This is a genomic window from Vulcanisaeta souniana JCM 11219 (assembly GCF_026000775.1).
Classification (GTDB): Archaea; Thermoproteota; Thermoprotei; order Thermoproteales; family Thermocladiaceae; genus Vulcanisaeta; species Vulcanisaeta souniana.
Map to the genome: position 1 here is coordinate 892,917 of NZ_AP026830.1, position 22,206 is coordinate 915,122.

Here is a 22,206-nt window from a genome sequence, read left to right on the forward strand (position 1 = left end):
AAACCTTTAAGCCTTACAATTAACAGACAAAGCTCTAATTCATTAACGCCTCAATCCTTATGCACTTACTACTCTTAATATCATACTCGATGTTCACAAGTAATTCCCTAGTGTGTCTAGTGCTTTGTCCTTGTTTATTAGTCCCTTCTTGCCGAGTTCGATTATTTTCATGGCCTCTCTAATGAATTCATTTATTGAGACATTCATTAACTGCTCACCACGTTGGCTTCGAGTCATTCAAAGCCCTCGCTTGGGCTTTGTTTATAAGTCTTTCTATTCCAGGTGATTGATGGCTTGACGCTTATTATCTCAATCTCACTCAATGGCTCAATGCCGTACTCCTCCCTGGTTTCCCTCGGTATTGTGAATTGCCTGCTTGAACTACTGCTACGGTCACAAAAGCCTAACGCCACAAATCTTAACAGGCCTAAAACTATACCTAATAACCGCATAATTAATCACCACCTAACGGCACTTAATGTGTTTGGCATTGCCGGTAGTACAGGGACATCCCACGCTAATTGGAACATTGTTTATGTTAATTAAGGGCTAGTTTAGAACCATCATTACTTAATAGCACTTAGATTATTGCTTCAATGTTTCTCTATAGACTTAAAGTTTGATGGTTTTGAAATAATGATGATATTGCCTATAGGCCCATAATTGTCATAAGGTATTTATTATTGGCGATGTTTTAGTCATTGAATGGAGGTTAGGGCATTGATTTCCAGGGTTTATGAGTAGTTGAGCGATTTGAGTAGATTAGTGGAGATTAATGATGTGTTTCGGGAGTATGCCCTTAGGTGGTTACTCTACGCCGTACACCAGGACCTACTTGATGCACTAGCTATGGTTGTTGCTGAGCTCGGTCTTAGGAAACCTCCCAGTTATGCTGGGTTGGCCGATGTGCTTCATGAGCGTAGATTAATAAGTGATGATGTTAAGGAGTTGATTAGGCAGGTGGTAATTAATAGGAGTATGCTTGCCCATGCCTATAGGTCCTTCAGTAGGAGTGAATTGCTGGAGTTGAGGTCCTGGGTCCTTAAGAACGTGCCCAGCTTAGCGAACCAGTTGTTAAGGTTGATGGAGGAGAATAACGTGGATCCAGAGATGCCCGGTGAGTCGCTTGTCAGGGTTTTCACGAAGTATGGCGTGTTGTTGGCGTTTCTCTTCGGTAGTCGCGCCAGGGGTGATGTTAGGGAGGATAGTGATTATGATGTTGCCGTACTCATGAGGGATCAATCCAATTATGAGAAGATGGTTAGTTTGATCAGGGATTTAGCGCAGGTGCTCGGTGCACCAGCGGATAAGGTTGACTTGGTTGACTTAAGTAAGGCGCCCAATGAGTTGGTATACGTGGTACTGAGGGACGGTGTACTCATTTATTCAGCTGACCCAGTACTTGCGCGGAGGTTGATTGCTCACATGTACGTCAGGGTACTCGGTGAGTCTGACTTAGATCACGTGTATTACAGTATGTTTAGGGATAGAATTTCTAAAAAGCATTATTAAGCGACCTATGATGTTCCCAATGTGGAGGTTGGTTACTTAGATTATAAGAGGGATCCCGTGGCGCATGTGTATGCCAAGGTCCTTGATGACTTGGTTGAGGCTAGGTTGGCATTGGAGATGCTGGGCAGGGACCTTATCCAAAACGCCTCGGCTAAGGCGTTCATGAGTGTTAAGTCCATAGTCAGCGCGTTGGTTGTTAAGAATTTTGCCAAAATCATTGAAGGGGTGGATGAGAGGAGGAGGACTTGGTATGAGGACGCGGGTTACTCAGCACCAACCACTGGGTTAATAGGTATTTCTAAGGACTTGAAGAAACTGGGTATAGACGTAGAGGCTGCGGTAAAGACGACGTTGTTGCTTCATAGGTTCTCCTATAATGGCTTCGACCCAAACTTAGTCGATTATAGGGACCCTGACGAGGTTAAGGACGACATTATTGAGGTTATTAGTTGGGCCTTAACAATTAAGGAGTTATTCAGGGACATTTGGGATGAGAGGTTGGAGCAGGAGGAACATGAGTTGATGAAGTTGCTTGAAAGATTCAAGGCTTAATGGATTTTTGAGATATAATTATTTCTCAGAAATATTCATAAGCTTAGATCATTTAATAATAATTAAGGTATGTTGGAGGTTAGAGTCAGGGTTTCTAAAAAGAATACAATTTACATACCTAAGGCAATTTCTGAGGCTGTGGGCATTTCTGAGGGTGATTATGTCATTTTGAGAGTTGATGGTAATAGGATAATTATTGAACGTGTTGAGGACCCGTTTGAATATGCTTTGAAGGTTAAAAAGTTCGCTGAGGTAACCTTTGAGGAATTCGAAAGGGAATCTGAGGAGGTACAGGATGAGTATTGGAGTGAGGCCTCGGATACTTCTTGATACAACTTATCTCCTACCCATCGTGGGTATTAACGTTAAGGGTCTAGATGAGGTACTAATTGCACTATCAAGGGTAAGAAGGAGGTTTAAGACTGAGTTCTGTTACACGTAATATGGTATTAGATAATTCGTAGGAACTCCCGCGATTATAGCAATGACTACGCGGTGGCTGTTACGAACAGCATATAGTACTCGGTCTTCTCAATCCTACCGGTTACTGGGTCAACCCTGAGCCCTAGGGTCTCCAGGGTATCAACACCGATCACCGGCATTGCACCACTAAACGCCAATATCCTAATCGGGCCCCTCCTACCTTCAATCTCGGCCTCGGCAATGAACACCCTAGCCCTCACCGTTCTGCCATCACCCAGCCTAACCTCAACCTCAAATGGAGTCTCTATGAAGTGCTCCTTGGCCAATTCTAGGGGCATTACGGTGAAGGAGGCGCCGGTATCCACGAGTACCCTCTCCATGGCAAACTCATCACTCCCTCTAAAGCGAACGCTAACAAAGACGTGACCCATTTACCACGCTAATTCATATCATGGCAGACCTAAAAATAAAGCTTTAGTAATTTGGAACGTTCAGTCTCATGGCAGCCTCCCTATACGTTGGGTCTAGAAATTCGTAATTCTCAATGATACTTAACCTCTCCAGGGTCTTTATCACATTGTTCAGCGATGTCGGCGATACCGTCGTGCCCTCGAAATCTTCCACGCACTTAACCACCTTGGACCATGTATTACCACCACTGGCGACGCACCTAAGCACCAGCGCCGTCCTCCTGGCATTAACGGTTGAGTAACTCGCCTTAGCCCTTATGAGTCTCTCAAGCTCGTTCAGCGCCTCCCTAATCATTGATAAATCCCTAACGCCCCCTAATGTAGGCGTTGGCGGCATAAACAAGCCAACCAGGTATACCGTTAAACACATCCGCAATGGTCTCAATAACGTCTGTGGTAACCTCGACACCCAACTCCTTAAATCCTCTCCATAGGAAGTCGATGGATTCATCACGGGTGAACCTACCAATCCTCACCTCATAGAAGTACCTGCCGAACAATGGTGAATTTGGATCTTCAACGCTCATGAATTCATAGAGCAACCCAACCTCAGAGCCGCTGAGTATGAATGTTACATTCCTATCGAAGTCATACGCGTGAGCTAGGGCATTAAGAACCTCACTTGACAACGGACCCCTCAGTCTCTGGGCCTCGTCAAACGCCATTACAACCCTCCTCTCATTAAGTTCATTGAATAACCCGGCCAGGCTAACCTGTTCCCTACCCCTCCACCTGACCTCAATGGCGTTGCCCATGATCGAGACACCCCTAATCCTCCTTAAGACATAAATTAGCTTGTCAAGAGCTGATAATGAGACATTAAATATTAATCGATGTAGGTCAGACATACCATAGTTGCCCCTCAATGATCTGCAATCAATACATATGGCGTCTCTGCCTCATTCGGCGACACATTAACTAATGACGTCTTATCAATCCTCCTAATTCCGTAAACCGTGATTATTCTATCACCCCCGTGTATACTATTCCTTAAATTCATTAAGTTCGGTCTCCCTATCGTAAAGGCCTTCTCTAGTTGCCTTGGGCTTTACACTGAATAATATGGCTAACTCTCTCATTAGTTGCTAACCCCGGATTTGCTATTAATCCTTAGGAAACATTAGCACACGGTAATAAGTAATGCAATTGAACACAATGCACTAATCCATTGGTTAAGGGCTGAATCCTTTTTCATGTTAATAGAAACCTTTTTTGTATTTAAGTATGTTAAAATTTGTTGATAAATGATGATCTCTCACGCCTATGTGGGCTATGCCCAAGGGGGAGTGAAAATTCCAGAGACGTGAGCCCCGTGCCGTTAGGCTCGAAGGAGTCCCATGACCCACCTACCGTAAAACTGGGTAGGTGGTTGAGGGCTAAGTCCCTACACTCGATCATGAATGAACACAAAATGAATGAAATGAAAGTGTAGGGACAAACGGTAACGAGTACGTGTCCAGTTTATGAGGGAAGGCTTGATTAAATTCAGGATTGTTCATTGCCCAGCATGCAATAGTATTGAATCGAATACTATGTACTCAGGACTTAAGTTTATGGTAGAGGTCTAGCAGTTCATCGTCAAATGTAATTAATGGTAAGCCTAATCTTCTTGCCGTGCTAAGCACTATCAAGTCGTTAAAGTCATCATAATGCCTAATGTAATCTTTATGATCAATAGCAAAGTATATATCCTGCACATTATTTTCAACAACCTTAATCTTAGAGTCCCGTAGAATCTCACTTATGATACCCACATCAATTTTATGCCTAATGAAGAAGTAACTTAACTCGGCAATTACAATTATTGGCACGTAAGCTTCATTTAGGGAATCCCAAAGACTTACTGCCTTATCATGGCTCACATCATCCTCGGAGATCACAGCCACTATAAAGTTTGTATCAACTACAAAGCTCATAATCACTCCTTCTCAATCTCTTCCCTTATGGTCTCCTCAACATACCTCCAATCTATTTTTTTCCCCAACCTAATCCTTATTTCCGTGATGCTTCGTCTCTTTGGCTCAAGAATTATCCTCTCACCCTCAAGCCTAACTATGAGCGTATCCCCAACCCTTAAACCAAGCCTTTTCCTAATAGACGCCGGTATCGTTATTTGATAATTCCTAGTTACCTTAGTTTCATCAATCATACTAGATCTAGTAACTAGACTAACTTTAGTATTTTAGTCTTACCTCGTAAACACAAACCTCATTACGCATTAATACACATAGTTGCTGACAACATCAGCAGGGTTCCTGAGAACCAGATACCATGTTCGTTATTAACATCGTGATCAAATAAATCAAGGTATACAATACTCCTGTGATCTTAAGCCCTTGAAACCTACCAGGGTACGCATACACCCAGAGTATGGTAAGTACGTAATGTACCAACGGACCTATTAACACTAGATATTATGAGGATGATGAAATCCGTATAACCATCGTACTTAGGCCCAGGTTGACTAAAATGACCTACGTGACCATGGCAACATGGCATTGAATTATCCCTACCCCTGACTGAGCATCTCACTGACTATTTTCTCTATCGACTTAATCAGCCTCTTATCCGCGCCACCGCTGCCTAGGGAGTTTATGAAGGAATTCAGGACCTCAAGGTCTACTCCGTATCTACCGTAGTAACTTGGTAGGTAATGAAGGACTATATTATCATCATACCTAAGCACCTGGAGAACCTTCATGAGTTTCAGGAAGTCTATTGAACCGTCAAATATTGGCAGACCAAAGTAACCGCTCTTCTTATTGCTAAAGTATATTGCCTTAACATAACCGCTTAACTCAACAAACCTCCTAATGAAGTCTCTCAAGCCCCTCTCCCTGGCTACATGGATGGCTAGGTTAAGCCTGTGTGGTGAGACCTCATTAGCGAACTCAATTACTTCACTGGTGTTTGCCAAGTAATTACCAACTCCGAACTCCCAAATAATCCTAACACCATATGTTGATGCCTCATCAAGTATCTCAGCTAGGGTATTAACGTCGTTGATACCAGGCCTCGCCGTCATGGAGTCCACGTTCAGATAATCAAGTAACGAAATGAACCTCTCAGCATCGCCTCTCCTCCTTAGGTGACCAACCCTAACCTGGTTGACCCTAAGTCCGAGATCCTCAAGCTCCACGGCAAGGGCTGGCAGGAACTCATTAAGCCTGGGAAACCCCCCAATGTCAAGTTCCACTTGTGCGTTCAATCTAGGTAAATCCCTAATTGGCCTAACGCTAATCAGTAAGTCCACAATGGTCAATAGTCGGACTAATTAAAAAACTATTGTCAACGGGCAAGGGACCAAGTTTTTTAAACCCATGTAGATTATTACTTGATTTACCATGGGCGTTGACGAGGAGAGGGAGAGGATAAGGATAAAAATAATGATGGAATTAATGAGCAAGGCCCAGCAGAAGGCAAGCACTAGGCAGGATTTGACGCGCGACGATGTGATTAGGTTGATTAGGCAAATAACGAGGGGCGACAGGGCGGAGGAAATAATAAACAATGCGCTTCAGTTATATGGCGACACGGCAGTCCAGGTGTTCAGGCAATTAGTGGAACTACACCTAAGTGGTAGATTAAGTGAGCTTCAGGACTATGAACTATACCAAGTACTCGAGAGAGTTGGGCTCCATGTTCCAATAAGGACCAGGATAAGGATTGTAAGGCATGGTAAGGAGGAAAACATAGGCTCATCCGATGAGTAAACACACGAAAACCAATCAGCCGCATTCCCGTTAACCTCAGGAATACCTCAATGGTGAAAACAATAATCGCCATACTATACATAGTTTAAACCACTGTAAAGCCTGAGCCAATACAATCTATCCCTAATACCTTGAGACAAGGCTAAGTAATGCAACGGTGCGCATTACCTCATGCGAAGCTTCATTACTATGTAGATCACTATCACAATCACAGCAATAACCGCAATAATATACAGATACCTATCAACTAGGCCTATTATGATTGACCACTGAGTTGCGAACGCATAACCAATGTATACCAGGATTGAATCCCATATCAAATGCCCAAGGAACGTTACAACTACGAAGCCCACAATCCTCATACCAGCCAGACCCGCTGGAAAGGATATCAACGCCCTAAAGCCAGGCAGGAACCTAAAGCCAAACACCGCCGCTGCACCGTACTTACTAAACCACCTACTCAATGAACCAAGCCTATTCTTATCAAGGCCAAATAACCTACCGTACCTAAGCAGGAATGGTGTGCCTAGGTAATAGGCTGTGTAGTAATCAATTAATGACCCAACGAGACTACCAAGTGTACCAAGCAATAAACCAAGGACGGGGTCTATGAACCCCAGCGACGCGTAATAACCAACCAAGGGCATAACGACCTCACTGGGCACAGGTAATGAAACACCCTCAAGAACCATTAAAGCAAATACCAAGGCATAGCCGTATAGTCCCTTAAACACGTACCCAAGCATCATCAACAAGGTTTGGCAAGACCCTAATAAGGGTTGTGCGGAATGTGCTGGGTGTTATTCAAACGTACAAAGTTCCAGTTAATCCAACGAGGCATTTTCACGGGAAACCCCTATTTGTAGCATGCCTGCATGTACCGTGACCGGTATGGGGCCAATAAGATACATAATCACAGCCGCGGCACTAATCATTACGATAGCGGCACTAGTGGTAATGGCGCAGTCACAATACGGCAATACTCAATCCACCATAAACACACACGATGCAACCAATACCACGCAGATAGCTAACTGCACGCAATACGGTGAGTTCCAGGTAGAGATTCAATGCGGTGAGCAGGTTGGCATTCAAACTAATGTAACTGCCCATAACGTGACCGGCGGATTGCCTTATCAGTATGAGGATGAGACTGAGTACGAGACGTCAATGGTGGATTAAGGAGTAAATTCATGTAAAAACTCTTAAAAATCGCTATATTATTTCTTTATTAATTTATGAACAAACACTACATACTTGGCAAAGGCAAATGTCCTAGGTGTGGGATGGAGGGTACGGTATTACTCAGGGTTAGTGGCTCAAGACCCTATGTTTACGTCAGACATGGTAGGGTTTGGCATTATATAGGAACACTAGATAGGGTGAACCTTGAATCAATAATTACGAGTAAGGCTCATCCAGGGATTACCATTAAATATCATAACGTCATGTGCTCTAAGGCTGTGATTATTGCCGTGCTTACCATAATGACGATCGTAATAACCACAGGTATTATTATGGGATACCTAACGCTTAATAATGTTAATATAAATGCTGATAGTATTAACAATACCATAAACACCATCCTAATAAGCCATAGTAATTTCAACATAAGTGATGAGTTTATAATTACAAATCACAGTGAAATTAATATTTGCCCTCTCATTAATGACATTGATTAATCAATGAAGATAGGCGCCATAGTATTGGCTGCTGGTGAGGGCAGGAGGTTTGGCGGTAATAAATTATTGGCTAAGGTCGGCGATGAGCCAGTTATACTGAGGGTTTTGAAGGCATTAAGTGGATTTGATAGGGTGGTTATTGTTGGGGCCTACGTCAATGAATTAATGCCCTACCTATCCAATGAGGTCATCATCTACAATCCATATTATAGGGATGGAATGAGCACCTCAATAAGGCTCGGTCTGCGCTTCTTCCAGGACTATGATGCAGTCCTCATAGTACTCACGGACATGCCGCTGATAACCAACGAGGTAGTATCAAGGATAGTGAGTGCGTACCACGATGGGTGCAGTGCCGTTGTACCAACGCACAATGGCATCAGGGGAAACCCGGTGCTTATCCATAGAGTCCTATTCCCAGAATTAACGAGGTTAAGCGGTGATGTTGGCGCAAGAGAAATATTGAGGGGTAGGGTTGACGTGTGCACCGTGGAGTGCGGCCCCGAGGTCTTAATCGACATAGACACGGTGAACGACCTAACCAAGGTCCTCAACATAGTCAATACCAATCGCCAGTAATATACTCCCAATGAATGCAATAATTGGTATTGCATTAAGTACAGCACCAATCTTAATGAGGAATCCCCGCTGTGCGGTTCTCCAGAAGAATAGGGAAATAGAAATATCCCCAAGGAAGATAATGCCCATACCAACCATGGAGATTAAGTAAGACATTGAGATGATATGCGTAACCAATATTACTAATGAACCAAGCATCAATAGAGCAGCGCCAATAGACCCAACACTTAGTGAATGAGAATACTCATTGAAGCCCAGATACATCATTATTGATGATAATAGGTAAGTCAATATAATTGGCAGGATGAAAATAAAGCCAAAGTATCTCGGGAATAGGATGAGTATGAAGTACAGGAACTCGGTTATGAACTCCAGGACCAAGCCGAACTTAATAAGTCCACGGTTAAGCATAGTAATAACTATCTGCACTGATTTAAAAAGCATAGGAAATAGAAAAAGCCAAAGAAAATAAAGAAATGAAGGTTTATATTCGGCATTTCCAACCAGATTAATGTGGGCCACAATATATGCTGACGTAACAATCAAGGGCAGGCTCAAGGATACTTAGGATACTCGTAGACATAGGCTCAGCACACATAGTACTAGACCCAGACCTAGCCAGGTAGCTCAGCTTAATTGAAACTCCATACACCGTGGAATTAATAATGGCCAATGGCACTAGGGAGAGAATATATGTGGGCGAAGCCAAGATCAAGAGCAGAAAAGGGCCGGTGATGATCGCTGCCCTAAAGACACAAACACCATTATTTGGCATACACACCCCAGAGTCACTCGGGTTCAAGGTAAACCCAAGGATCGGCGAACTCGATGAGATAGGACCAGAGGGAAGTTACTTACTTCAACTCACCTAAAAATACCCCTAAACTCAATCTCAACACCCCTCCTCTCCCTAACGGCCCTATCATAGATCAACTTGGCGAGTACCAAGTCCTCCACCGCAATGCCAAGGGACTTGAAGATGGTTACCGAGTCATCACCCTGCCTACCCCTAACCCTACCAACAATGACATCAGCCAGCGGGACAACCCTGGACCAGGCAGCGTCGCCAGCCATTATAAGGTCGCCCGCCTCCTCCCTGGCCTGACTCACATCATCAGCCGCAATAATGTCGGCCTTAAGCACAGCATCCGGCGCTAACTCAGCCCTATTAGCCCAATTACTCCCTATGGCGTTCACATGCATCCCAGGCACTACGTAGGAACCGCGTATGAAGGGATCCTTAGAGTTAGTCGCAGTGACCAGGACATCGACACCCCTACAAACCTCCTCATAATCACCAGCAACCACCGCGTCAAAACCCCTAGACTTTATGAAGCTAGCAAACTCCTCAGCATGCTCACGAGTCCTACTAAAGACCTTAACCAACTTAAGGTTCAAAACCCTACTCAGGGCCTCGAACTGAGCCCTAGCCTGAGTACCAACACCAACAATGCCAATCACCGACGAGTCCCTCCTGGCCATGTACTTCGTAGCCACGGCAGAGGCGGCCCCAGTCCTGAGCTGCCCAAGCCTATCAGCCTCAATAACGGCCAGTAACTCACCACTGTCGAGACCAAACAGAACAACCACAAACCTAGTACCATACCTCGCACTTAGGTATGTCTTAAGCCCAGCAACCCTGTAATCACCAAGGACAATGCCCTGAAGCACATGAAGCACCGCACCACTAACAATTGCCCTACGCCTAGGCAGGTTAACAGCATTACCACTTCCCAATAACCTAAATCCATCCTCAACAGCCCTAATTGCATCATCAAACGAGACCAACTCATTAACCTCAAACTCCCTAATTAACAGCACAAAGCATCAATTGCAAAACCCCTTTAAAGAAGTGCCCCGGCAACAAAGCCGAGTGAAGAAGTCAGAGTTAGCTGAGGAAGTGATGATCCATTCATGAACGGATTACCCTAAGAAGACTAGGCTTTAACCTCACGTCCCTTCAAACCTTACCTCCTGATTACACCCTTTATGTCCGTATTCACAGCTCTGTAGAACTCCACATAAACAAGCCTATTTATATCGCAGTTCACAAACTCACCACGCTTAACAATAACCTCACTGGCGTCCGTATTAACCATAGTGACCTCCATGCCCTTAACGAACTTAACAGAGCCTTCCTAATCAAATCCTCCAGAGACCCACCTTCAAAACTAACCATTTACCTCACCCTTATCCGGCCTTAACCCACCATAGACCTACCTAAGCAACGTAGTCTTACCAGCACCATTAGGACCAAGTACCGAAACAACCTCACCATAATCAACATGGATATTAACATCCTCATTAACAACTAACGAATCAAAGGACTTCCACAAACCCTCAACCCAGACTATGGCATCTCTTGATTTCATTTCAATCAAACCCACTGAACATTTTTATTTTTATTCAGATACAAAACCCATACCCAAATATGGAACCCAAGCACACCCCTCCGCACTATGGCAAATAAGCAAAACACCATAAATCAACATACCCACACTAGGCATGAACGCAACCTAAGACCCACTACCTTAATTTACCAAGTCCCTACCCAAAATAGCATGATTAACAGTGTGAAATACCTAAGTGGAAGCATAATAATCACGCTAAATCAGGAAGTAACAGCCCTAGCAAGTACTGTAGACGGAGGGCTAAGGAACGGCATTAAATACATAATACATCACCAAGTCCCAAAGGACTTCAATAACGACCCAATCAAGGAAGTAACGAAGGTACACAGGGAATTATCAATAAGCAGTGACAAAGCAATAACCTTCCTAACAGCCACAGAACTACCAAGAAACCACATAACACACAGGGAGGTAATCAACGACGCGGAAATTGAGGTATCAATAACTACGGGACTAACAAATCCATATAGGATAGAAAGGGGTAGTATAGAGGTGTGGGGCCTTCATGAATCGACAATAAACATGGCAATAATCATAAGTAAGCCATTGACGGTACAGGCAATGATAGACGCCATAATGTTAAGTTCGCAGGTGAAGGCGTTAACACTCGCCGAACTAACCAACGGCAAGATCCACGGAACAACCTCAGACGCGGTAGCGATAATAACTCCAATTAACGGCAATAGGGAATTATATGCAGGGCCGGCAACAACAATAGGCAAAGCTGTAACCCATGCAGTGTATAATGCAGTGATGAAGGCGTATGAGACCTACGTTAAGCCCAAACCCTAGACCATTCGGGTTACCCTATCAAATTCTCAATGCACCCTCCCTAACACACTTTGTAAGCACCAGGAACCCACGCCAGGCAATGTTTATTGCACCAATAACATCTCTATCGCCCTTAAATCCACAGTAGTCGCAGGTCACTTTACCCTTAACCTTATCTAGGTAGGCACCGCACCTCGGGCATGTACTACTCGTATACTCAGGCTCGACGAGTACTATGGGTATTGAGTCCTTGGTTGGTATCATAACCTCGCCCTCATAACTTATCCAGAACCAGGAGACTTTAACGGCGGAGCATTTACTCACGCCCTTGCTAAAATTACTCATCATTAAACCCCAGACTGCTCTTGCCTTAGCCAAGTCATGCTTATATCCATTAAACTGCCTGAGATCCTCAAGGACTAAACCAACAAGTGTCTTATGAATCCTTTGAACATTGTGAATAGCCCTAACCATGGCTCCTAGGGTCTTACTTACGATATTACCCGTCATCTCAGCACCACGATACTTATCAACACCTGGATAACGTACATCAACCACATAGGCCCTAGTCACCGCGTCATATGTGCCCAACTGCATCAACGAAACACCATTCTGCCTACCGTATATAACCACCAGGTCGCTAAGCAACCTAGCCCTCACACCAACAAACGCAAACACCGATCTTTTAACGCCAACATCGACACCAACCACCGTCACATCCAAAACAGACACACCCCCCTTCTTCCCGTTCCTATCTGAACCTACCGTTTGAACCACCGTCAGGGCAGGACCACGGTTTTTACCCGTAGCCACCGCCCCTATTGGCTTAACTGCGATGATGGGGCGGCCTGCCCCAACGGTGATTCAAACGGTTCTTAGTGTCAGTTTTCCTTGGTTAATCATTGCTCATTTCCTAGGGATTCATCACGCCGTGTAACTCGGGATGCCCGAGATCCAAGCCATCGGCTTGGCTCTTCGGTATCCGTCATAATCCCTTTCCTTCTCCCCCTGTGTGGAGGATGGAAAAGGAAAGGGATTTTAATGGGGTTTGTCTGCTTTGGATTTAACGGTGGTTGGGTTAATACTTGTTTAGTAGTTTGTTGCGTAGTTCCTTTATTTCGTGTATTCTTATTTTCAATTGCTCGTTAATGCCAATGTACAAGGCCTCCCCTGGTTGTATTTGGTTTAGTATTTCTCTGTATCTTGAGTGCGTTTTTGCGATGCCGCTGTGGTTTGTTACTATTGTTGGTGTGTTTAGGTCCTCGATATTCAATCTCCCTATGCCGTGCAGTACCATCCATGTATTCGTTATTCCCCTCGTCATCCTAATAATTCTTAGGAGAGCTTCATCCCTTATTGGCAGTATTGTTATGTCATCCAGTATTAACACATTATTGATACTTTGGTGACACATGCTATTTAGTATGAGTGCGGTGGTTAGGTATACTCCCCTAATGTCCCTGCCCTGGAGGTTAGTAACCACCTTACGATCCATGTTATTGCCCGCGTCTACGTCTGTTACGAAATCACGTAGTAATGACACTCGCTCTAGAAGCCAAAGGGCGTGCACATTGCGTGGGTTTTTAGCCAGGTATCTCAGGTATTTTACGTAATTATTATAGGTCCTGAATCTATTGGCTATGGAGGCTAGTATCGTTATGCCTGGTCTCGCACTCAATTCCTCATATGAATCAAGCACCAAAAAGAGATTCTCTCGTATGCATTTCCAGGGTATCAATGGAGTAGTTAACGCCCCCATAACATCACTGGATTTCTGCGTTACATAGGTTATTGATGAACCCTCCAATACGTATTTCATAAGTCCCAATACCGTGATTATCGTAGTCTTACCAGAACCAGGTGGCCCTATTACTGTTAACGGCCTATCACCTAGGTCGAGAAGTATCTTTGTCAGTTTCTTCTCGATATTCATTCCCCGGGCCTAGGGTTCGGGCTTTATCGCCTATCGAGAGATCCCTGGGGCTTTACCCCGGAGAGAGCTCTCGGGCTCATATACCGTGAATTTACTATACCCTACATTAATATCACCATGGTTGTTGGCACCCACCCTTGATTTAAACAATTACAATCGTTACTTCACCAATGCACCAAAACCGCCGCCCTAATTAGGAGCTCAGCCTTTCAACACAAAGTTGCGCCTAGTTTAGCGCTTATCCGCGCATGATACCCCTATGCGTATGCGCACGGTTTATTAGGTTTAAAATATACCTTTTGTATATTTAGGCCATGGCGTTGGGGCTCGTTGGATCAGGGAGTAGTCAGTATGTGGAGTTTACGTTGCCATATCTCAGTAGTTATAAGCCGTTTATCGCAGTTTATGATGCCAGGGGCGTCAGAATTATTGACGGTGGCAATGCAATTAGAGCCCAGGTCTTCGGTAATGATTATGCGGTGATTAAGGGATACCTTGCTAATTCCAGGCCCTATGTTATGGACATTATTATCAACGGTGATGGCGTCAGATTCCTACCGGCGCTATTTAATCAATTAGTCAGTAAGGTGTCTCCGGGTAATGTGAGCGGCAATGCTGTGCTATATATTCTCGAGTTTAGGGTTCCTAATGATGTGGGTATTTCCGTAAGATTTCACAGGGAGATCAGGCAATGCTTCTCGAAGTATGCCCATACATGGATTGGCCATGAAGTTTGTTTCGACTTAAATAAGTGGAAGGAGATATTCTCCAAGTATGAGAATGCCTTTATCCGTGCCTACCCTATATACGTTAGTACTAATGATGCTCTGCGCATTGTTGATTCCATAATCAACTCAATAAGGAGAAGGATTAACTACTTAAGCGAGGATTTGAGGTATGAGTTAAGGGGTTACCGCAGAACCAGATTGAGGAACCTAATTACGGAGTTTAATGAGTTATTGAATGGTTGGGAATCGTTTAGGGCATCATTGGTGAGAAACAATGCAAGTTATCAGGGACGCCAGTAATTGTAACGTTGTGATTAGAGAGTATCGTATTAACAATGAGCAGGGTAGTCCTAGCTCTATATTCGTTGACTTATCCATGGCTGATTACGTGGAGTTGATCATTAGGGACTCATCAAGTAACGGCCTTATTCATTATCCGTATAGGGTTATTTATACTAGTGATGGTGACCTATTGCTCATTAGGGCTGAGAATTATGGTGATAATAGGTTGAGGAAGCATAAGGCATCTGTTTGTCCCTTCAATAGATGTCGTTATCTGCTTGGTCCGTTGTCGGGTACACGTTTCGTAGTTAGGCTTGCGGGGTTTAGCAACGCTGATCCCGTGATTAGGATACCGTGATTGTTTAAAATACGCATTGTAATTCATGACTTGATACTTCACTGTAATTGCTCCCCTTGGCGAGTATTAGGGAGACGCTATCAATTAATAATGATCTACCAGTGAGTTCTTCCTCAATTCCCATTTCACGCACCATCTCAATTAGATCCTGCGAATCTATCCTTTTTGATTTTATATACGCTATTGTTATGTGCGGCTTGAAATCCCCTAAATATTTGTCACTTATTACCACACCAGAGTTCCTTAGCGCACTCAATATCGTTGACCTCAACCTGTTTAGTTGTTCGTTGTTGACAATCCCTACAGCAAGCACCCGCGGCTTTGTGGCGCTTGGTAATAGCGTTAATTGGCTTAGTTTTATCATGAAGCAGGGTACCTGGCTTATACCTGCCCCGATCTTGTTGTCAGTTTCTTGGCTTGGTCTTTTGTAGCCTATGTATACTATAGTCATGTGCATGTTTTCCGGCTCTATGGGTATTACGGGTAGCGCCTTGATCAGTGGCGTTATGTTTAGTTCCTTAATGAATACGCCGTAGAAGTAACCCACGGGGATGATTCAGCTTACACCTAGTAAAATGCTTTCGCAGTAATAGGCGGGATAGCTTTATAAAGTGGTTCATTTGACATTTGTACCGTGTCTAACACCGTTAAGATAACGGTCAAGAGAACACCAATGGATTATGTTGAGAAGAGAAGAAGGCCTGATTGGTGTCCTGGCTGCGGTGACTATGGTATTTTGCAAGCCCTTTATCAGGCTCTTGCTGAGTTAAACCTTGATCCACGCAGCATCTTCCTGGTCTCCGGCATCGGTTGCTCCGCTAAGGCTATTCATTATGTTAATGCTAATGGTGCCCATACGCTTCACGGTAGGCCAATACCCTATGCCACCGGCATTAAGTTGGCTAATCCGAACCTTGAGGTTATTGTTATTGGCGGTGACGGTGACCTAATGGGCATTGGCGCTGAGCATCTTGTTCATGCTGGTAGGCGTAATGTGGATTTAACGGTTCTTATGTTTGATAATGGTGTCTACGGCTTGACCAAGGGTCAAGCAAGCCCAACATTGAAGAGGGGCATTAAGACCAAGTCCTTGGCTAGGCCGAACATCTATGATTCCATTAACCCAGTGGTTTTGGCTTTGTCGGTCGGTTTTACATTCGTGGCCAGGGGCTATGCCTATGACGTTAAGCACCTGTCCTACCTAATTAAGGAGGCAATTAGGCATAAGGGTTCGGCGTACATTGACATTTTGCAGCCGTGCCCGACATACAACGATGTGAACACTAAGGAGTGGTATGAGGCTAGGATTTACAAGCTTGAGAATGAGCCTGGTTGGGACCCCGTGGTTAGGAGCCCAAGTGAGGAGGAGGTTACGAAGAAGCTCACGCAGGCCTTCCTGAGGGGTATGGAGTGGGGCGACAAGATACCCATCGGCATCTTCTACCAGAATGAATACGTGCCAACATACGAGGAGAGGATTATGGAGCAAATGCCCAACTACCTAAAGGCACCGCCAGCCCTAAGCCCACTTTATGGCCCTGATGGCTCAACAATCGCCAACGTGGAGGAGATCCTCAAGGAGAAGGAGGTCTAATAGTAAAACTTCTTCAATCCCAAATCAAATCCTAGTACTTACTCATTAATTCGTTGATTAACTGAAGTATTGAGTTAATGTTGTTATTAATCCCTGTGTTTGTTAATGTCGTCATTATGATTACGATCCTAACAAGGTGCTTTAGGTCCTTGATACTGCCCCTAAACACCACCTTGGTGTTCTCCATGCTCAGCTCATTAGCGACCCAAACCTCCAAGTTGATGCCGTACTTCCTACTGACACCTTTTATGAGGTTTATAGTGTCGTTTTGGCAATTCGTCACATCAATTGCCACTAACCTGCTAGGTGGTTTATAGAGATCGTTGGTGACCTCGATCCTCCTGCCCCCGCAATCAGTTAGACCCTGCGTATTGATGGGGAGGTCCGTTAACCCTAGTACTGTGCCGTTGCCCATTAGGTACATGGATACTGTCCTTGGCGTCTTATTGAAGAGCATTGGCGAGTTTGGGGATATTATTACTGTGCCCACCGCCTTAATGACCCTGCCCAGGGTGCTGTAGGCATAGACATCACTAATACCCAGTGCGCTACCGTACTTATTGTGCAGGTCCAACACAAGCTCTATGAACCTTGAGGAATCCATTAGCTGGGTAAGGGCTAATGTGCCATTATTTTTAACTTAACCCTGGTATTAACCATGGGTGGTACATGGTAGTACCATAACTTATTAGATTTAAGCGGTATAGGTAAATGATGCGTATGAGTAATACGAGGGGTTTATGGAGTATATCATGCTGGATATTACGTTTAAAGTACTTACATACATCATTATTTGCGCTATCTGGTAATGTGACCGAGTCGATGCTTTACTTTATGGGGCTTGATGCTCAGTCCTGGTTTATGATTATTTTTGCGATCGTGGTTAGCAATATTTATGCCGAGCGACTTATAAGGGAGCGCATTGATGAATTGCGGTCTGAGTGAGCTTTTTATTCGCCTATGGGAATACCTAGCCTGTGGAGGATTCAATTGAGGATTTGTTGGTTAGTGTTGAGGATGGTGATGTGGAGTCTTTCATGAAGTTGATTAGGTTTGTTGAGGATAATTATAGGAAGGTGCTCTACACAATGGGCTATGTTGAGCTTGGTGATTACATACTCATTAAGTCCTGCACATACATACTACTGGGCAGTGATGGTATGGCCTACGCATTGCTAGGTGATAATGACAGGCCTGAGGTTGTTAATCTTGAGACCAATGGCGATATTAACGAGGTGATCGACGAGGTCTGTGGCTCGGAGGAGTAGGTATTGATTGCCATGTTGTTTTTGTATAACGAATTTAATATTACTAAGGATTTATATTGCGGTATTCAGTGTTATGTACGTGCCCTACCGTGGTTCTCGCCGTTAGGGTTAGGGGAATTAAGGGGAGGGCTGAGGTGCTGTATTAAAGAGTAGAACTATTAAGGTAAATGCCTTTAGGTTGGTGATACATACTCAGTTATATGCTTCACGTATTGGTTATTACCTAGCGACCTCACTAGTGCCTCATCCGCGGTGTACATGATCGTGCCGAGCCTCATGGCGAGGTCCACATATACGGCATCGTATATCGATATGCCGTACTTAATGGATAACTCACTTGCACTGATTATGGATTCCCACGTAATGCCATATATACTTAATAGACTATCCCTCAGTAAGTTTAATGCCCTCCTTAAGTAATCCTCACTTATTAACCCACGCAGGTAATACTTCCTCAGAGCACTAGCCACTTCGGCAATTGCTATTGATGGAACAACGACTGTGATACGACCATTGAGGTGGCCAATACGTATCTTCTCGGCATAATCACTATAATCCTCCTTAATAACCCACTTAACAATGACACTGGCATCACACACGATCTGCCTACCTGGCATTTCTATCCTCCCTAATGAACTCTACGGCCAGGTTACCCCTAATCACTGGCGAGTCCCTCAGGAGCCCCTCATACTGAGCCTCAAGCCTCTTCGCCAACTCCTCACGAACTCTGCGCTCAAGGTACTCCTTAATCTCCCTCGAGTAATCAATACCAAGTCTCTCCAACTCCTCCTTTAACCACTTAGGAACCCTAACAGACAGTACTACACTCATTGTAAACTATTTATTGAATACAAATATAAGGCTTACTTTCCAGGAAGACCGTAATGCGTGCTATGACTAAAACAAACAAATATAGTGAATGAATAATTAATCGACTAAGAAATTTAATGAATTGGTGGGAGAATCAATAATAGGCTCAATGATCTAGGTAGGAGGGTTAATGACTTGATATAATAGTAGAATCAATAAAGTCAGTAATGGACTTGAACTCGACCTTAATAACCACGTATTAACTTATTTCGAGAACTATGGCAATGATAATAGAGGGCGACCTGATGCTGACGCTGACACGCTCACAGTAATAACTCAGTGACACTCTTAATTTTCCAAGTCTCATATTCAGCGTCTCGTTGCCTATACTATTCATTGTCTCAACGATTATGAGATTCCCTGCAAAAATGCCCATCACGTTGTGTATTTTAACCACGGCATTAGAAACGAGGGGTAATGTTAAGCAGAAGCTGCTACTCGCTGGGAATTGATAATACTTACCGGGCTGGTTATAGCCAACAACGTCCACAATAACCTCAGTCACAACGGCATTCACGGTGTACCTACTACCATTGAAATAAACCGTCTCTGGTATTTTAAGTATGTTATGGGTAAAACCCCGTAGTGATAGAACATGTATGATGGGTACTGTACAGTCACATTGACCGACTCACCATTAATAATGATTAGTGGATTGAAGAACCGCTGCCTCGGTATATTAACCACCATGCCAACCCATGAACCAGCCGATGATACACTTTGCGTACCCAAGGGTGCAATTAACGTCAGTATTGACATTAGTATGGGGACCACGCCGTCAGTCATAAATACGGCCACCAAGACCCTACTGCCCATTTAACTTTAGTGGCGGTCATAAGGCCTCTGACTACGTTTCTATGAAACCTATCTCGAGGAATTTCTCAGTTAACCCAGGACTTAGCCGTAGAATGCACTAGGAGGTAATAAGCGAGGGTAAAATCGAGAAGCTTGGGGATAGCCAGGGCAATGGCGAACTTAGCCTACCAAAACACAGGCACTAATGCATGGTCACCAGTCCTAGTTAATGGCATTGCATTGAATTCTTTAACGATTTTAATGAAGCAATTGATGAGGTCTGCGGCCCCGGCGAGGAGGAGTAATTGCATTAGTCGTTTTCACGTTACGGGCTTTAACACGAGGAGAGAAGGATTTATACCTATGGTATTAATATGAGTGGAAGAATTCACCGTGACACGCATTAATAGGGATGGAGAGTTGCGGGAGAGACTGAGGAAGATAGCCAACGAGCTCAGGGAGTTACTTAATGATGTTAGTGTTGAGGAGGTTGTTAGGTTGATTAGGGAGGATAGGGATTCCAGGTAAGGCTTGGTTATGACGTCATGGAGCGTTAAGGGGTAGACTATTTATGGTGAGGGGTTAGAGAAAGAAGGGTGTTGATTTTAAGGGCTTTGATTTTGGGTTTGGTTATCCTAACCAGCAGCTTGTTGTGTAGTAGAAGCCGTTGCTTGAGCTCCAGCCCGAGGCGGCTGGCGGGACTATGTACGCGCCGGAGCTATAGGAGGTCATTGCGACATTCGAATTAACCCAAACGTCCCAGTTTATGTCGTATGCTATGTGCTCAACCAAGGTGCCGCTTATTGGTATGAAGCCGAGTAGGTAATACGTGCACCCGTTCGTCTCATTAACAACGACTGAGGAGCCGGCGGGTATTGTGTATGCCGAAGACTGCGGATTATAGGCAGGGCCCATGTATGTATAGCCCTCGCTCTCAACCCCATATATCTGCTCCTGCTCCGCATATTGCGTACTCTGCGGTGTAAAGACCCAGGTCTGATTATATGCGGATGGTCCCAATGGCGTAACCGCAGCTGGTTGACCATACAATGATATTGTATATTCTGGGCAGGAATAAGTCGTGCTAACGGAATTAGAAACCGTAATGCCCGTACCCGAGGTTGAGAAACCGGTAGCTAGGCTGATGCCGTACGATGTTGATTGCGTACATGTCTGTGCATGTGGGTCAGCACCGGCTGTGTTTGTCCAGTAGCCTGGTTCGTAGCCTCCACCACTTCCTGCTATAAACTCAACGTCCCCAGGTAATTGTGATGCGCTTATGTAGCCCATCTCATACTCATAGACCACGTATGATGCCAAGGCGTCCTGGAAGGACTTAAGATACTCAATCTGAGTGCCGGAGAACGGTGAATAAGCAATGTAATTATAGAGCTCGGCATAGCCAGCCGAGTATCCATTATAATCATTATAGACAAGTACCGACCACGATAGGCAAAAGTCAACTACGAAGTTGCCAAGTGAATCCTCGTAGGATTGCTGACCATAGACAATTGCATACGCGGTACTACTGATTTGGGATGGCTGTTTAGTAGCCGATACGGACAGCTCCGCGCATAAATCGTCTGATGGGTCTGGTGTTGGTGTTTTTGTTATTATTGGTGTCCAGAACTTGCTTGCTATGTTTAGTGCCGCACTTAATGAGTGCGGTCCTATCACTAGTACTTTGTTGTTTCCGTAGGCAATCACATAGTCTAGGCCGTTTAGGTACTTGGGCACTGGTATTGCGATGATGCTCGTGTTGTAAGCCCTCGACCACGCAACAGCCAAAACCAACTCAATAACCGACACCTCACTCGCATTACCGTGGATGACCACGAAGTCACCACGCTTAATTAACTCCCTGATTAGTTTGAAGTTTGTTGAGTTCACGTTCACGTGGACCAAGCCACTCACATTCGTGATCAAGCCAGGCCCAATTACAGACCAATCAATGACAACTAAGCTATTACCGGGCAAACTAGGCAACTCATTAACCGTCACAGGCTTGATCAGTGATTGATTAATGCCAGCACTAACCAGTCTCTGAACAAGCGTTGATGGGCCGACTACGTAGATTGGAATGTTCAGGCTAATTGGCAAACCAACAACGCCCTGGTTTGCCGTGGAGAATCCACTGGTTTTTGTATTACCAACCTTCACACCATGACTAACGAAGATCCTCGGCGGGGCAAGGAGTACTGAGGCAACAACCACCACAATAACCACGGCAGTTATTAACAAGAGCCTCGATCTAGAACCCATAAC

The 22,206-nt window shown here is 44.4% G+C and carries 37 protein-coding genes and 1 pseudogene; 14 read left to right on the top strand and 24 right to left on the bottom strand.

Going from position 1 to position 22,206, the window contains the following annotated elements:
• Positions 1 to 93: 93 nt before the first annotated feature.
• Together Vsou_RS04740 and Vsou_RS04745 are read right to left on the bottom strand one after the other, a co-directional pair.
• Positions 94 to 237 (bottom strand): hypothetical protein, encoded by a 144-nt coding sequence (locus Vsou_RS04740; protein WP_188602424.1) that lies wholly within the window; start codon positions 235 to 237, stop codon positions 94 to 96.
• The gene (locus Vsou_RS04745; protein WP_054843249.1) at positions 234 to 452 is read right to left on the bottom strand and encodes an AbrB/MazE/SpoVT family DNA-binding domain-containing protein; all 219 of its coding nucleotides are present in this window, start codon (positions 450 to 452) and stop codon (positions 234 to 236) included. Before Vsou_RS04745 ends, Vsou_RS04740 begins: the two co-directional genes overlap by 4 nt.
• Positions 453 to 753: 301 nt before the next feature.
• On the opposite strand from Vsou_RS04745, the gene mntA reads away from it, so the two are divergent.
• The 3 genes from mntA (at position 754) to Vsou_RS04760 (ending at position 2,394) form a co-directional block, all read left to right on the top strand.
• The gene (mntA, locus tag Vsou_RS04750) at positions 754 to 1,512 is read left to right on the top strand and encodes a type VII toxin-antitoxin system MntA family adenylyltransferase antitoxin (RefSeq protein WP_188602423.1); all 759 of its coding nucleotides are present in this window, start codon (positions 754 to 756) and stop codon (positions 1,510 to 1,512) included.
• 21 nt (positions 1,513 to 1,533) lie between these two features.
• The gene (locus tag Vsou_RS04755) at positions 1,534 to 2,064 is read left to right on the top strand and encodes a PaREP1 family protein (protein ID WP_188602422.1); all 531 of its coding nucleotides are present in this window, start codon (positions 1,534 to 1,536) and stop codon (positions 2,062 to 2,064) included.
• 69 nt (positions 2,065 to 2,133) lie between these two features.
• Entirely contained in the window at positions 2,134 to 2,394 is a 261-nt protein-coding gene (locus Vsou_RS04760; RefSeq protein WP_054843247.1) for an AbrB/MazE/SpoVT family DNA-binding domain-containing protein, read from the top strand.
• 158 nt (positions 2,395 to 2,552) lie between these two features.
• Here the strand turns inward: Vsou_RS04760 and Vsou_RS04765 are convergent, their stop codons facing one another.
• From Vsou_RS04765 to Vsou_RS04795, 7 genes are all read right to left on the bottom strand, one after another.
• A complete protein-coding gene (locus Vsou_RS04765; RefSeq protein WP_188602420.1) occupies positions 2,553 to 2,918 on the bottom strand; it encodes an aspartyl protease family protein in 366 nt (121 codons plus the stop codon).
• Between the two features lie 43 nt (positions 2,919 to 2,961).
• A complete protein-coding gene (locus Vsou_RS04770; protein ID WP_264890811.1) occupies positions 2,962 to 3,294 on the bottom strand; it encodes an ATP-binding protein in 333 nt (110 codons plus the stop codon).
• A complete protein-coding gene (locus Vsou_RS04775; protein ID WP_229709679.1) occupies positions 3,263 to 3,805 on the bottom strand; it encodes an AAA family ATPase in 543 nt (180 codons plus the stop codon). The genes Vsou_RS04770 and Vsou_RS04775 overlap by 32 nt, the downstream gene beginning before the upstream one ends.
• 14 nt (positions 3,806 to 3,819) lie before the next feature.
• A complete protein-coding gene (locus Vsou_RS04780) occupies positions 3,820 to 3,957 on the bottom strand; it encodes a hypothetical protein (protein ID WP_229709678.1) in 138 nt (45 codons plus the stop codon).
• Between the two features lie 538 nt (positions 3,958 to 4,495).
• A complete protein-coding gene (locus Vsou_RS04785) occupies positions 4,496 to 4,873 on the bottom strand; it encodes a PIN domain-containing protein (RefSeq protein WP_054843244.1) in 378 nt (125 codons plus the stop codon).
• A 2-nt stretch (positions 4,874 to 4,875) separates the two neighbouring features.
• Positions 4,876 to 5,106: an AbrB/MazE/SpoVT family DNA-binding domain-containing protein gene (locus tag Vsou_RS04790; RefSeq protein WP_188602418.1), complete on the bottom strand. Its 231-nt coding sequence runs from the start codon at positions 5,104 to 5,106 to the stop codon at positions 4,876 to 4,878.
• Between the two features lie 360 nt (positions 5,107 to 5,466).
• On the bottom strand, positions 5,467 to 6,210 hold the full coding sequence (locus tag Vsou_RS04795) for an apurinic/apyrimidinic endonuclease family protein (protein WP_188602417.1): 744 nt from the start codon (positions 6,208 to 6,210) through the stop codon (positions 5,467 to 5,469).
• A gap of 91 nt (positions 6,211 to 6,301) precedes the next feature.
• Between Vsou_RS04795 and Vsou_RS04800 the strand changes: the two genes are divergently transcribed.
• Positions 6,302 to 6,670, top strand: coding sequence for a DNA-binding protein (locus Vsou_RS04800; protein ID WP_188602416.1), 369 nt, complete (start codon positions 6,302 to 6,304; stop codon positions 6,668 to 6,670).
• Between the two features lie 164 nt (positions 6,671 to 6,834).
• Here the strand turns inward: Vsou_RS04800 and Vsou_RS04805 are convergent, their stop codons facing one another.
• A complete protein-coding gene (locus tag Vsou_RS04805) occupies positions 6,835 to 7,416 on the bottom strand; it encodes a DedA family protein (protein ID WP_188602415.1) in 582 nt (193 codons plus the stop codon).
• Between the two features lie 145 nt (positions 7,417 to 7,561).
• On the opposite strand from Vsou_RS04805, the gene Vsou_RS04810 reads away from it, so the two are divergent.
• Genes Vsou_RS04810 through Vsou_RS04820 form a run of 3 tightly spaced genes read left to right on the top strand, consistent with a single transcriptional unit; the run spans position 7,562 to position 8,931 of the window.
• Positions 7,562 to 7,852, top strand: coding sequence for a hypothetical protein (locus tag Vsou_RS04810; RefSeq protein WP_054843242.1), 291 nt, complete (start codon positions 7,562 to 7,564; stop codon positions 7,850 to 7,852).
• 56 nt (positions 7,853 to 7,908) lie between these two features.
• Positions 7,909 to 8,352 (top strand): hypothetical protein, encoded by a 444-nt coding sequence (locus tag Vsou_RS04815; protein WP_054843241.1) that lies wholly within the window; start codon positions 7,909 to 7,911, stop codon positions 8,350 to 8,352.
• Positions 8,353 to 8,355: 3 nt separating this feature from the next.
• Positions 8,356 to 8,931, top strand: coding sequence for a nucleotidyltransferase family protein (locus Vsou_RS04820; RefSeq protein WP_188602414.1), 576 nt, complete (start codon positions 8,356 to 8,358; stop codon positions 8,929 to 8,931).
• Here the strand turns inward: Vsou_RS04820 and Vsou_RS04825 are convergent.
• Positions 8,890 to 9,342 (bottom strand): hypothetical protein, encoded by a 453-nt coding sequence (locus Vsou_RS04825; protein ID WP_188602413.1) that lies wholly within the window; start codon positions 9,340 to 9,342, stop codon positions 8,890 to 8,892. The two genes, Vsou_RS04820 and Vsou_RS04825, sit on opposite strands and share 42 nt — an antisense overlap.
• 242 nt (positions 9,343 to 9,584) lie before the next feature.
• Here Vsou_RS04825 and Vsou_RS04830 point away from each other — a divergent pair, with 242 nt between their 5' ends.
• The gene (locus Vsou_RS04830; RefSeq protein WP_054843238.1) at positions 9,585 to 9,803 is read left to right on the top strand and encodes a hypothetical protein; all 219 of its coding nucleotides are present in this window, start codon (positions 9,585 to 9,587) and stop codon (positions 9,801 to 9,803) included.
• On the opposite strand, the gene Vsou_RS04835 is transcribed toward Vsou_RS04830, so the two are convergent.
• The 3 genes and pseudogenes from Vsou_RS04835 to Vsou_RS04845 all read right to left on the bottom strand — a co-directional run.
• Positions 9,796 to 10,752: an ornithine cyclodeaminase family protein gene (locus tag Vsou_RS04835; protein WP_188602412.1), complete on the bottom strand. Its 957-nt coding sequence runs from the start codon at positions 10,750 to 10,752 to the stop codon at positions 9,796 to 9,798. The two genes, Vsou_RS04830 and Vsou_RS04835, sit on opposite strands and share 8 nt — an antisense overlap.
• Before the next feature lie 146 nt (positions 10,753 to 10,898).
• Entirely contained in the window at positions 10,899 to 11,030 is a 132-nt protein-coding gene (locus tag Vsou_RS04840; protein ID WP_264890781.1) for a hypothetical protein, read from the bottom strand.
• A gap of 120 nt (positions 11,031 to 11,150) precedes the next feature.
• A pseudogene (locus Vsou_RS04845) lies at positions 11,151 to 11,303 on the bottom strand (ATP-binding cassette domain-containing protein); the annotation flags it as partial.
• A gap of 189 nt (positions 11,304 to 11,492) precedes the next feature.
• On the opposite strand from Vsou_RS04845, the gene Vsou_RS04850 reads away from it, so the two are divergent.
• Complete coding sequence (locus Vsou_RS04850) at positions 11,493 to 12,134, top strand: adenosylcobinamide amidohydrolase (protein WP_188602411.1); 642 nt, start codon at positions 11,493 to 11,495, stop codon at positions 12,132 to 12,134.
• 18 nt (positions 12,135 to 12,152) lie between these two features.
• On the opposite strand, the gene Vsou_RS04855 is transcribed toward Vsou_RS04850, so the two are convergent.
• Complete coding sequence (locus Vsou_RS04855; RefSeq protein ID WP_188602410.1) at positions 12,153 to 12,926, bottom strand: zinc ribbon domain-containing protein; 774 nt, start codon at positions 12,924 to 12,926, stop codon at positions 12,153 to 12,155.
• Positions 12,927 to 13,191: 265 nt separating this feature from the next.
• Complete coding sequence (locus tag Vsou_RS04860; RefSeq protein ID WP_188602409.1) at positions 13,192 to 14,046, bottom strand: hypothetical protein; 855 nt, start codon at positions 14,044 to 14,046, stop codon at positions 13,192 to 13,194.
• 314 nt (positions 14,047 to 14,360) lie between these two features.
• On the opposite strand from Vsou_RS04860, the gene Vsou_RS04865 reads away from it, so the two are divergent.
• Together Vsou_RS04865 and Vsou_RS04870 are read left to right on the top strand one after the other, a co-directional pair.
• Complete coding sequence (locus Vsou_RS04865) at positions 14,361 to 15,074, top strand: hypothetical protein (RefSeq protein ID WP_188602408.1); 714 nt, start codon at positions 14,361 to 14,363, stop codon at positions 15,072 to 15,074.
• Positions 15,049 to 15,414 (top strand): hypothetical protein, encoded by a 366-nt coding sequence (locus Vsou_RS04870; RefSeq protein WP_188602407.1) that lies wholly within the window; start codon positions 15,049 to 15,051, stop codon positions 15,412 to 15,414. Before Vsou_RS04865 ends, Vsou_RS04870 begins: the two co-directional genes overlap by 26 nt.
• A 4-nt stretch (positions 15,415 to 15,418) precedes the next feature.
• Here Vsou_RS04870 and Vsou_RS04875 read toward each other — a convergent pair whose 3' ends face one another.
• Positions 15,419 to 15,961 (bottom strand): 2'-5' RNA ligase family protein, encoded by a 543-nt coding sequence (locus Vsou_RS04875; RefSeq protein ID WP_188602406.1) that lies wholly within the window; start codon positions 15,959 to 15,961, stop codon positions 15,419 to 15,421.
• A 126-nt stretch (positions 15,962 to 16,087) separates the two neighbouring features.
• On the opposite strand from Vsou_RS04875, the gene Vsou_RS04880 reads away from it, so the two are divergent.
• Positions 16,088 to 17,008, top strand: a complete 921-nt coding sequence (locus Vsou_RS04880) for a 2-oxoacid:ferredoxin oxidoreductase subunit beta (protein ID WP_188602633.1) — start codon at positions 16,088 to 16,090, stop codon at positions 17,006 to 17,008.
• A 31-nt stretch (positions 17,009 to 17,039) separates the two neighbouring features.
• Here Vsou_RS04880 and Vsou_RS04885 read toward each other — a convergent pair whose 3' ends face one another.
• Positions 17,040 to 17,612, bottom strand: a complete 573-nt coding sequence (locus Vsou_RS04885) for an acyl carrier protein (protein WP_188602405.1) — start codon at positions 17,610 to 17,612, stop codon at positions 17,040 to 17,042.
• A 373-nt stretch (positions 17,613 to 17,985) separates the two neighbouring features.
• On the opposite strand from Vsou_RS04885, the gene Vsou_RS04890 reads away from it, so the two are divergent.
• A complete protein-coding gene (locus Vsou_RS04890) occupies positions 17,986 to 18,276 on the top strand; it encodes a hypothetical protein (RefSeq protein WP_054843231.1) in 291 nt (96 codons plus the stop codon).
• 173 nt (positions 18,277 to 18,449) lie between these two features.
• On the opposite strand, the gene Vsou_RS04895 is transcribed toward Vsou_RS04890, so the two are convergent.
• The 5 genes from Vsou_RS04895 to Vsou_RS04915 form a co-directional block, all read right to left on the bottom strand.
• Positions 18,450 to 18,893 carry a type II toxin-antitoxin system VapC family toxin gene (locus Vsou_RS04895; protein ID WP_188602404.1) on the bottom strand — a complete coding sequence of 148 codons (444 nt, stop codon included), beginning with the start codon at positions 18,891 to 18,893 and terminating at the stop codon, positions 18,450 to 18,452.
• Positions 18,883 to 19,107 (bottom strand): type II toxin-antitoxin system VapB family antitoxin, encoded by a 225-nt coding sequence (vapB, locus tag Vsou_RS04900; RefSeq protein ID WP_188602403.1) that lies wholly within the window; start codon positions 19,105 to 19,107, stop codon positions 18,883 to 18,885. The genes Vsou_RS04895 and vapB overlap by 11 nt, the downstream gene beginning before the upstream one ends.
• A gap of 238 nt (positions 19,108 to 19,345) precedes the next feature.
• The gene (locus tag Vsou_RS04905) at positions 19,346 to 19,663 is read right to left on the bottom strand and encodes a hypothetical protein (protein WP_188602402.1); all 318 of its coding nucleotides are present in this window, start codon (positions 19,661 to 19,663) and stop codon (positions 19,346 to 19,348) included.
• Complete coding sequence (locus Vsou_RS04910; RefSeq protein WP_054843227.1) at positions 19,660 to 19,962, bottom strand: hypothetical protein; 303 nt, start codon at positions 19,960 to 19,962, stop codon at positions 19,660 to 19,662. Before Vsou_RS04910 ends, Vsou_RS04905 begins: the two co-directional genes overlap by 4 nt.
• Before the next feature lie 164 nt (positions 19,963 to 20,126).
• Positions 20,127 to 20,252: a hypothetical protein gene (locus tag Vsou_RS04915; protein WP_264890782.1), complete on the bottom strand. Its 126-nt coding sequence runs from the start codon at positions 20,250 to 20,252 to the stop codon at positions 20,127 to 20,129.
• Between the two features lie 82 nt (positions 20,253 to 20,334).
• Between Vsou_RS04915 and Vsou_RS04920 the strand changes: the two genes are divergently transcribed.
• A complete protein-coding gene (locus Vsou_RS04920; protein WP_264890783.1) occupies positions 20,335 to 20,469 on the top strand; it encodes a hypothetical protein in 135 nt (44 codons plus the stop codon).
• A gap of 102 nt (positions 20,470 to 20,571) precedes the next feature.
• On the opposite strand, the gene Vsou_RS04925 is transcribed toward Vsou_RS04920, so the two are convergent.
• Entirely contained in the window at positions 20,572 to 22,203 is a 1,632-nt protein-coding gene (locus Vsou_RS04925) for a hypothetical protein (RefSeq protein ID WP_264890784.1), read from the bottom strand.
• Positions 22,204 to 22,206 lie beyond the last annotated feature (3 nt).

Bases quoted from the DNA above. Each gene is read 5' to 3' on its own strand.
- Vsou_RS04825 (WP_188602413.1), bottom strand. From the start codon at position 9,342: ATGCTTAACCGTGGACTTATTAAGTTCGGCTTGGTCCTGGAGTTCATA.
- Vsou_RS04925 (WP_264890784.1), bottom strand. From the start codon at position 22,203: ATGGGTTCTAGATCGAGGCTCTTGTTAATAACTGCCGTGGTTATTGTG.
- Vsou_RS04860 (WP_188602409.1), bottom strand. From the start codon at position 14,046: ATGAATATCGAGAAGAAACTGACAAAGATACTTCTCGACCTAGGTGAT.
- Vsou_RS04820 (WP_188602414.1), top strand. From the start codon at position 8,356: ATGAAGATAGGCGCCATAGTATTGGCTGCTGGTGAGGGCAGGAGGTTT.
- Vsou_RS04770 (WP_264890811.1), bottom strand. From the start codon at position 3,294: ATGCCGCCAACGCCTACATTAGGGGGCGTTAGGGATTTATCAATGATT.
- Vsou_RS04800 (WP_188602416.1), top strand. From the start codon at position 6,302: ATGGGCGTTGACGAGGAGAGGGAGAGGATAAGGATAAAAATAATGATG.
- Vsou_RS04785 (WP_054843244.1), bottom strand. From the start codon at position 4,873: ATGAGCTTTGTAGTTGATACAAACTTTATAGTGGCTGTGATCTCCGAG.
- Vsou_RS04775 (WP_229709679.1), bottom strand. From the start codon at position 3,805: ATGTCTGACCTACATCGATTAATATTTAATGTCTCATTATCAGCTCTT.
- Vsou_RS04895 (WP_188602404.1), bottom strand. From the start codon at position 18,893: ATGCCAGGTAGGCAGATCGTGTGTGATGCCAGTGTCATTGTTAAGTGG.
- Vsou_RS04885 (WP_188602405.1), bottom strand. From the start codon at position 17,612: ATGGATTCCTCAAGGTTCATAGAGCTTGTGTTGGACCTGCACAATAAG.
- Vsou_RS04780 (WP_229709678.1), bottom strand. From the start codon at position 3,957: ATGAATTTAAGGAATAGTATACACGGGGGTGATAGAATAATCACGGTT.
- Vsou_RS04880 (WP_188602633.1), top strand. From the start codon at position 16,088: ATGGATTATGTTGAGAAGAGAAGAAGGCCTGATTGGTGTCCTGGCTGC.
- Vsou_RS04910 (WP_054843227.1), bottom strand. From the start codon at position 19,962: ATGGGCAGTAGGGTCTTGGTGGCCGTATTTATGACTGACGGCGTGGTC.
- Vsou_RS04805 (WP_188602415.1), bottom strand. From the start codon at position 7,416: ATGCTTGGGTACGTGTTTAAGGGACTATACGGCTATGCCTTGGTATTT.
- Vsou_RS04790 (WP_188602418.1), bottom strand. From the start codon at position 5,106: ATGATTGATGAAACTAAGGTAACTAGGAATTATCAAATAACGATACCG.
- Vsou_RS04840 (WP_264890781.1), bottom strand. From the start codon at position 11,030: ATGGTTAATACGGACGCCAGTGAGGTTATTGTTAAGCGTGGTGAGTTT.
- Vsou_RS04765 (WP_188602420.1), bottom strand. From the start codon at position 2,918: ATGGGTCACGTCTTTGTTAGCGTTCGCTTTAGAGGGAGTGATGAGTTT.
- Vsou_RS04810 (WP_054843242.1), top strand. From the start codon at position 7,562: ATGGGGCCAATAAGATACATAATCACAGCCGCGGCACTAATCATTACG.
- Vsou_RS04915 (WP_264890782.1), bottom strand. From the start codon at position 20,252: ATGCAATTACTCCTCCTCGCCGGGGCCGCAGACCTCATCAATTGCTTC.
- Vsou_RS04815 (WP_054843241.1), top strand. From the start codon at position 7,909: ATGAACAAACACTACATACTTGGCAAAGGCAAATGTCCTAGGTGTGGG.
- Vsou_RS04870 (WP_188602407.1), top strand. From the start codon at position 15,049: ATGCAAGTTATCAGGGACGCCAGTAATTGTAACGTTGTGATTAGAGAG.
- Vsou_RS04850 (WP_188602411.1), top strand. From the start codon at position 11,493: ATGATTAACAGTGTGAAATACCTAAGTGGAAGCATAATAATCACGCTA.
- Vsou_RS04740 (WP_188602424.1), bottom strand. From the start codon at position 237: ATGACTCGAAGCCAACGTGGTGAGCAGTTAATGAATGTCTCAATAAAT.
- Vsou_RS04745 (WP_054843249.1), bottom strand. From the start codon at position 452: ATGCGGTTATTAGGTATAGTTTTAGGCCTGTTAAGATTTGTGGCGTTA.
- Vsou_RS04865 (WP_188602408.1), top strand. From the start codon at position 14,361: ATGGCGTTGGGGCTCGTTGGATCAGGGAGTAGTCAGTATGTGGAGTTT.
- Vsou_RS04760 (WP_054843247.1), top strand. From the start codon at position 2,134: ATGTTGGAGGTTAGAGTCAGGGTTTCTAAAAAGAATACAATTTACATA.
- vapB (WP_188602403.1), bottom strand. From the start codon at position 19,107: ATGAGTGTAGTACTGTCTGTTAGGGTTCCTAAGTGGTTAAAGGAGGAG.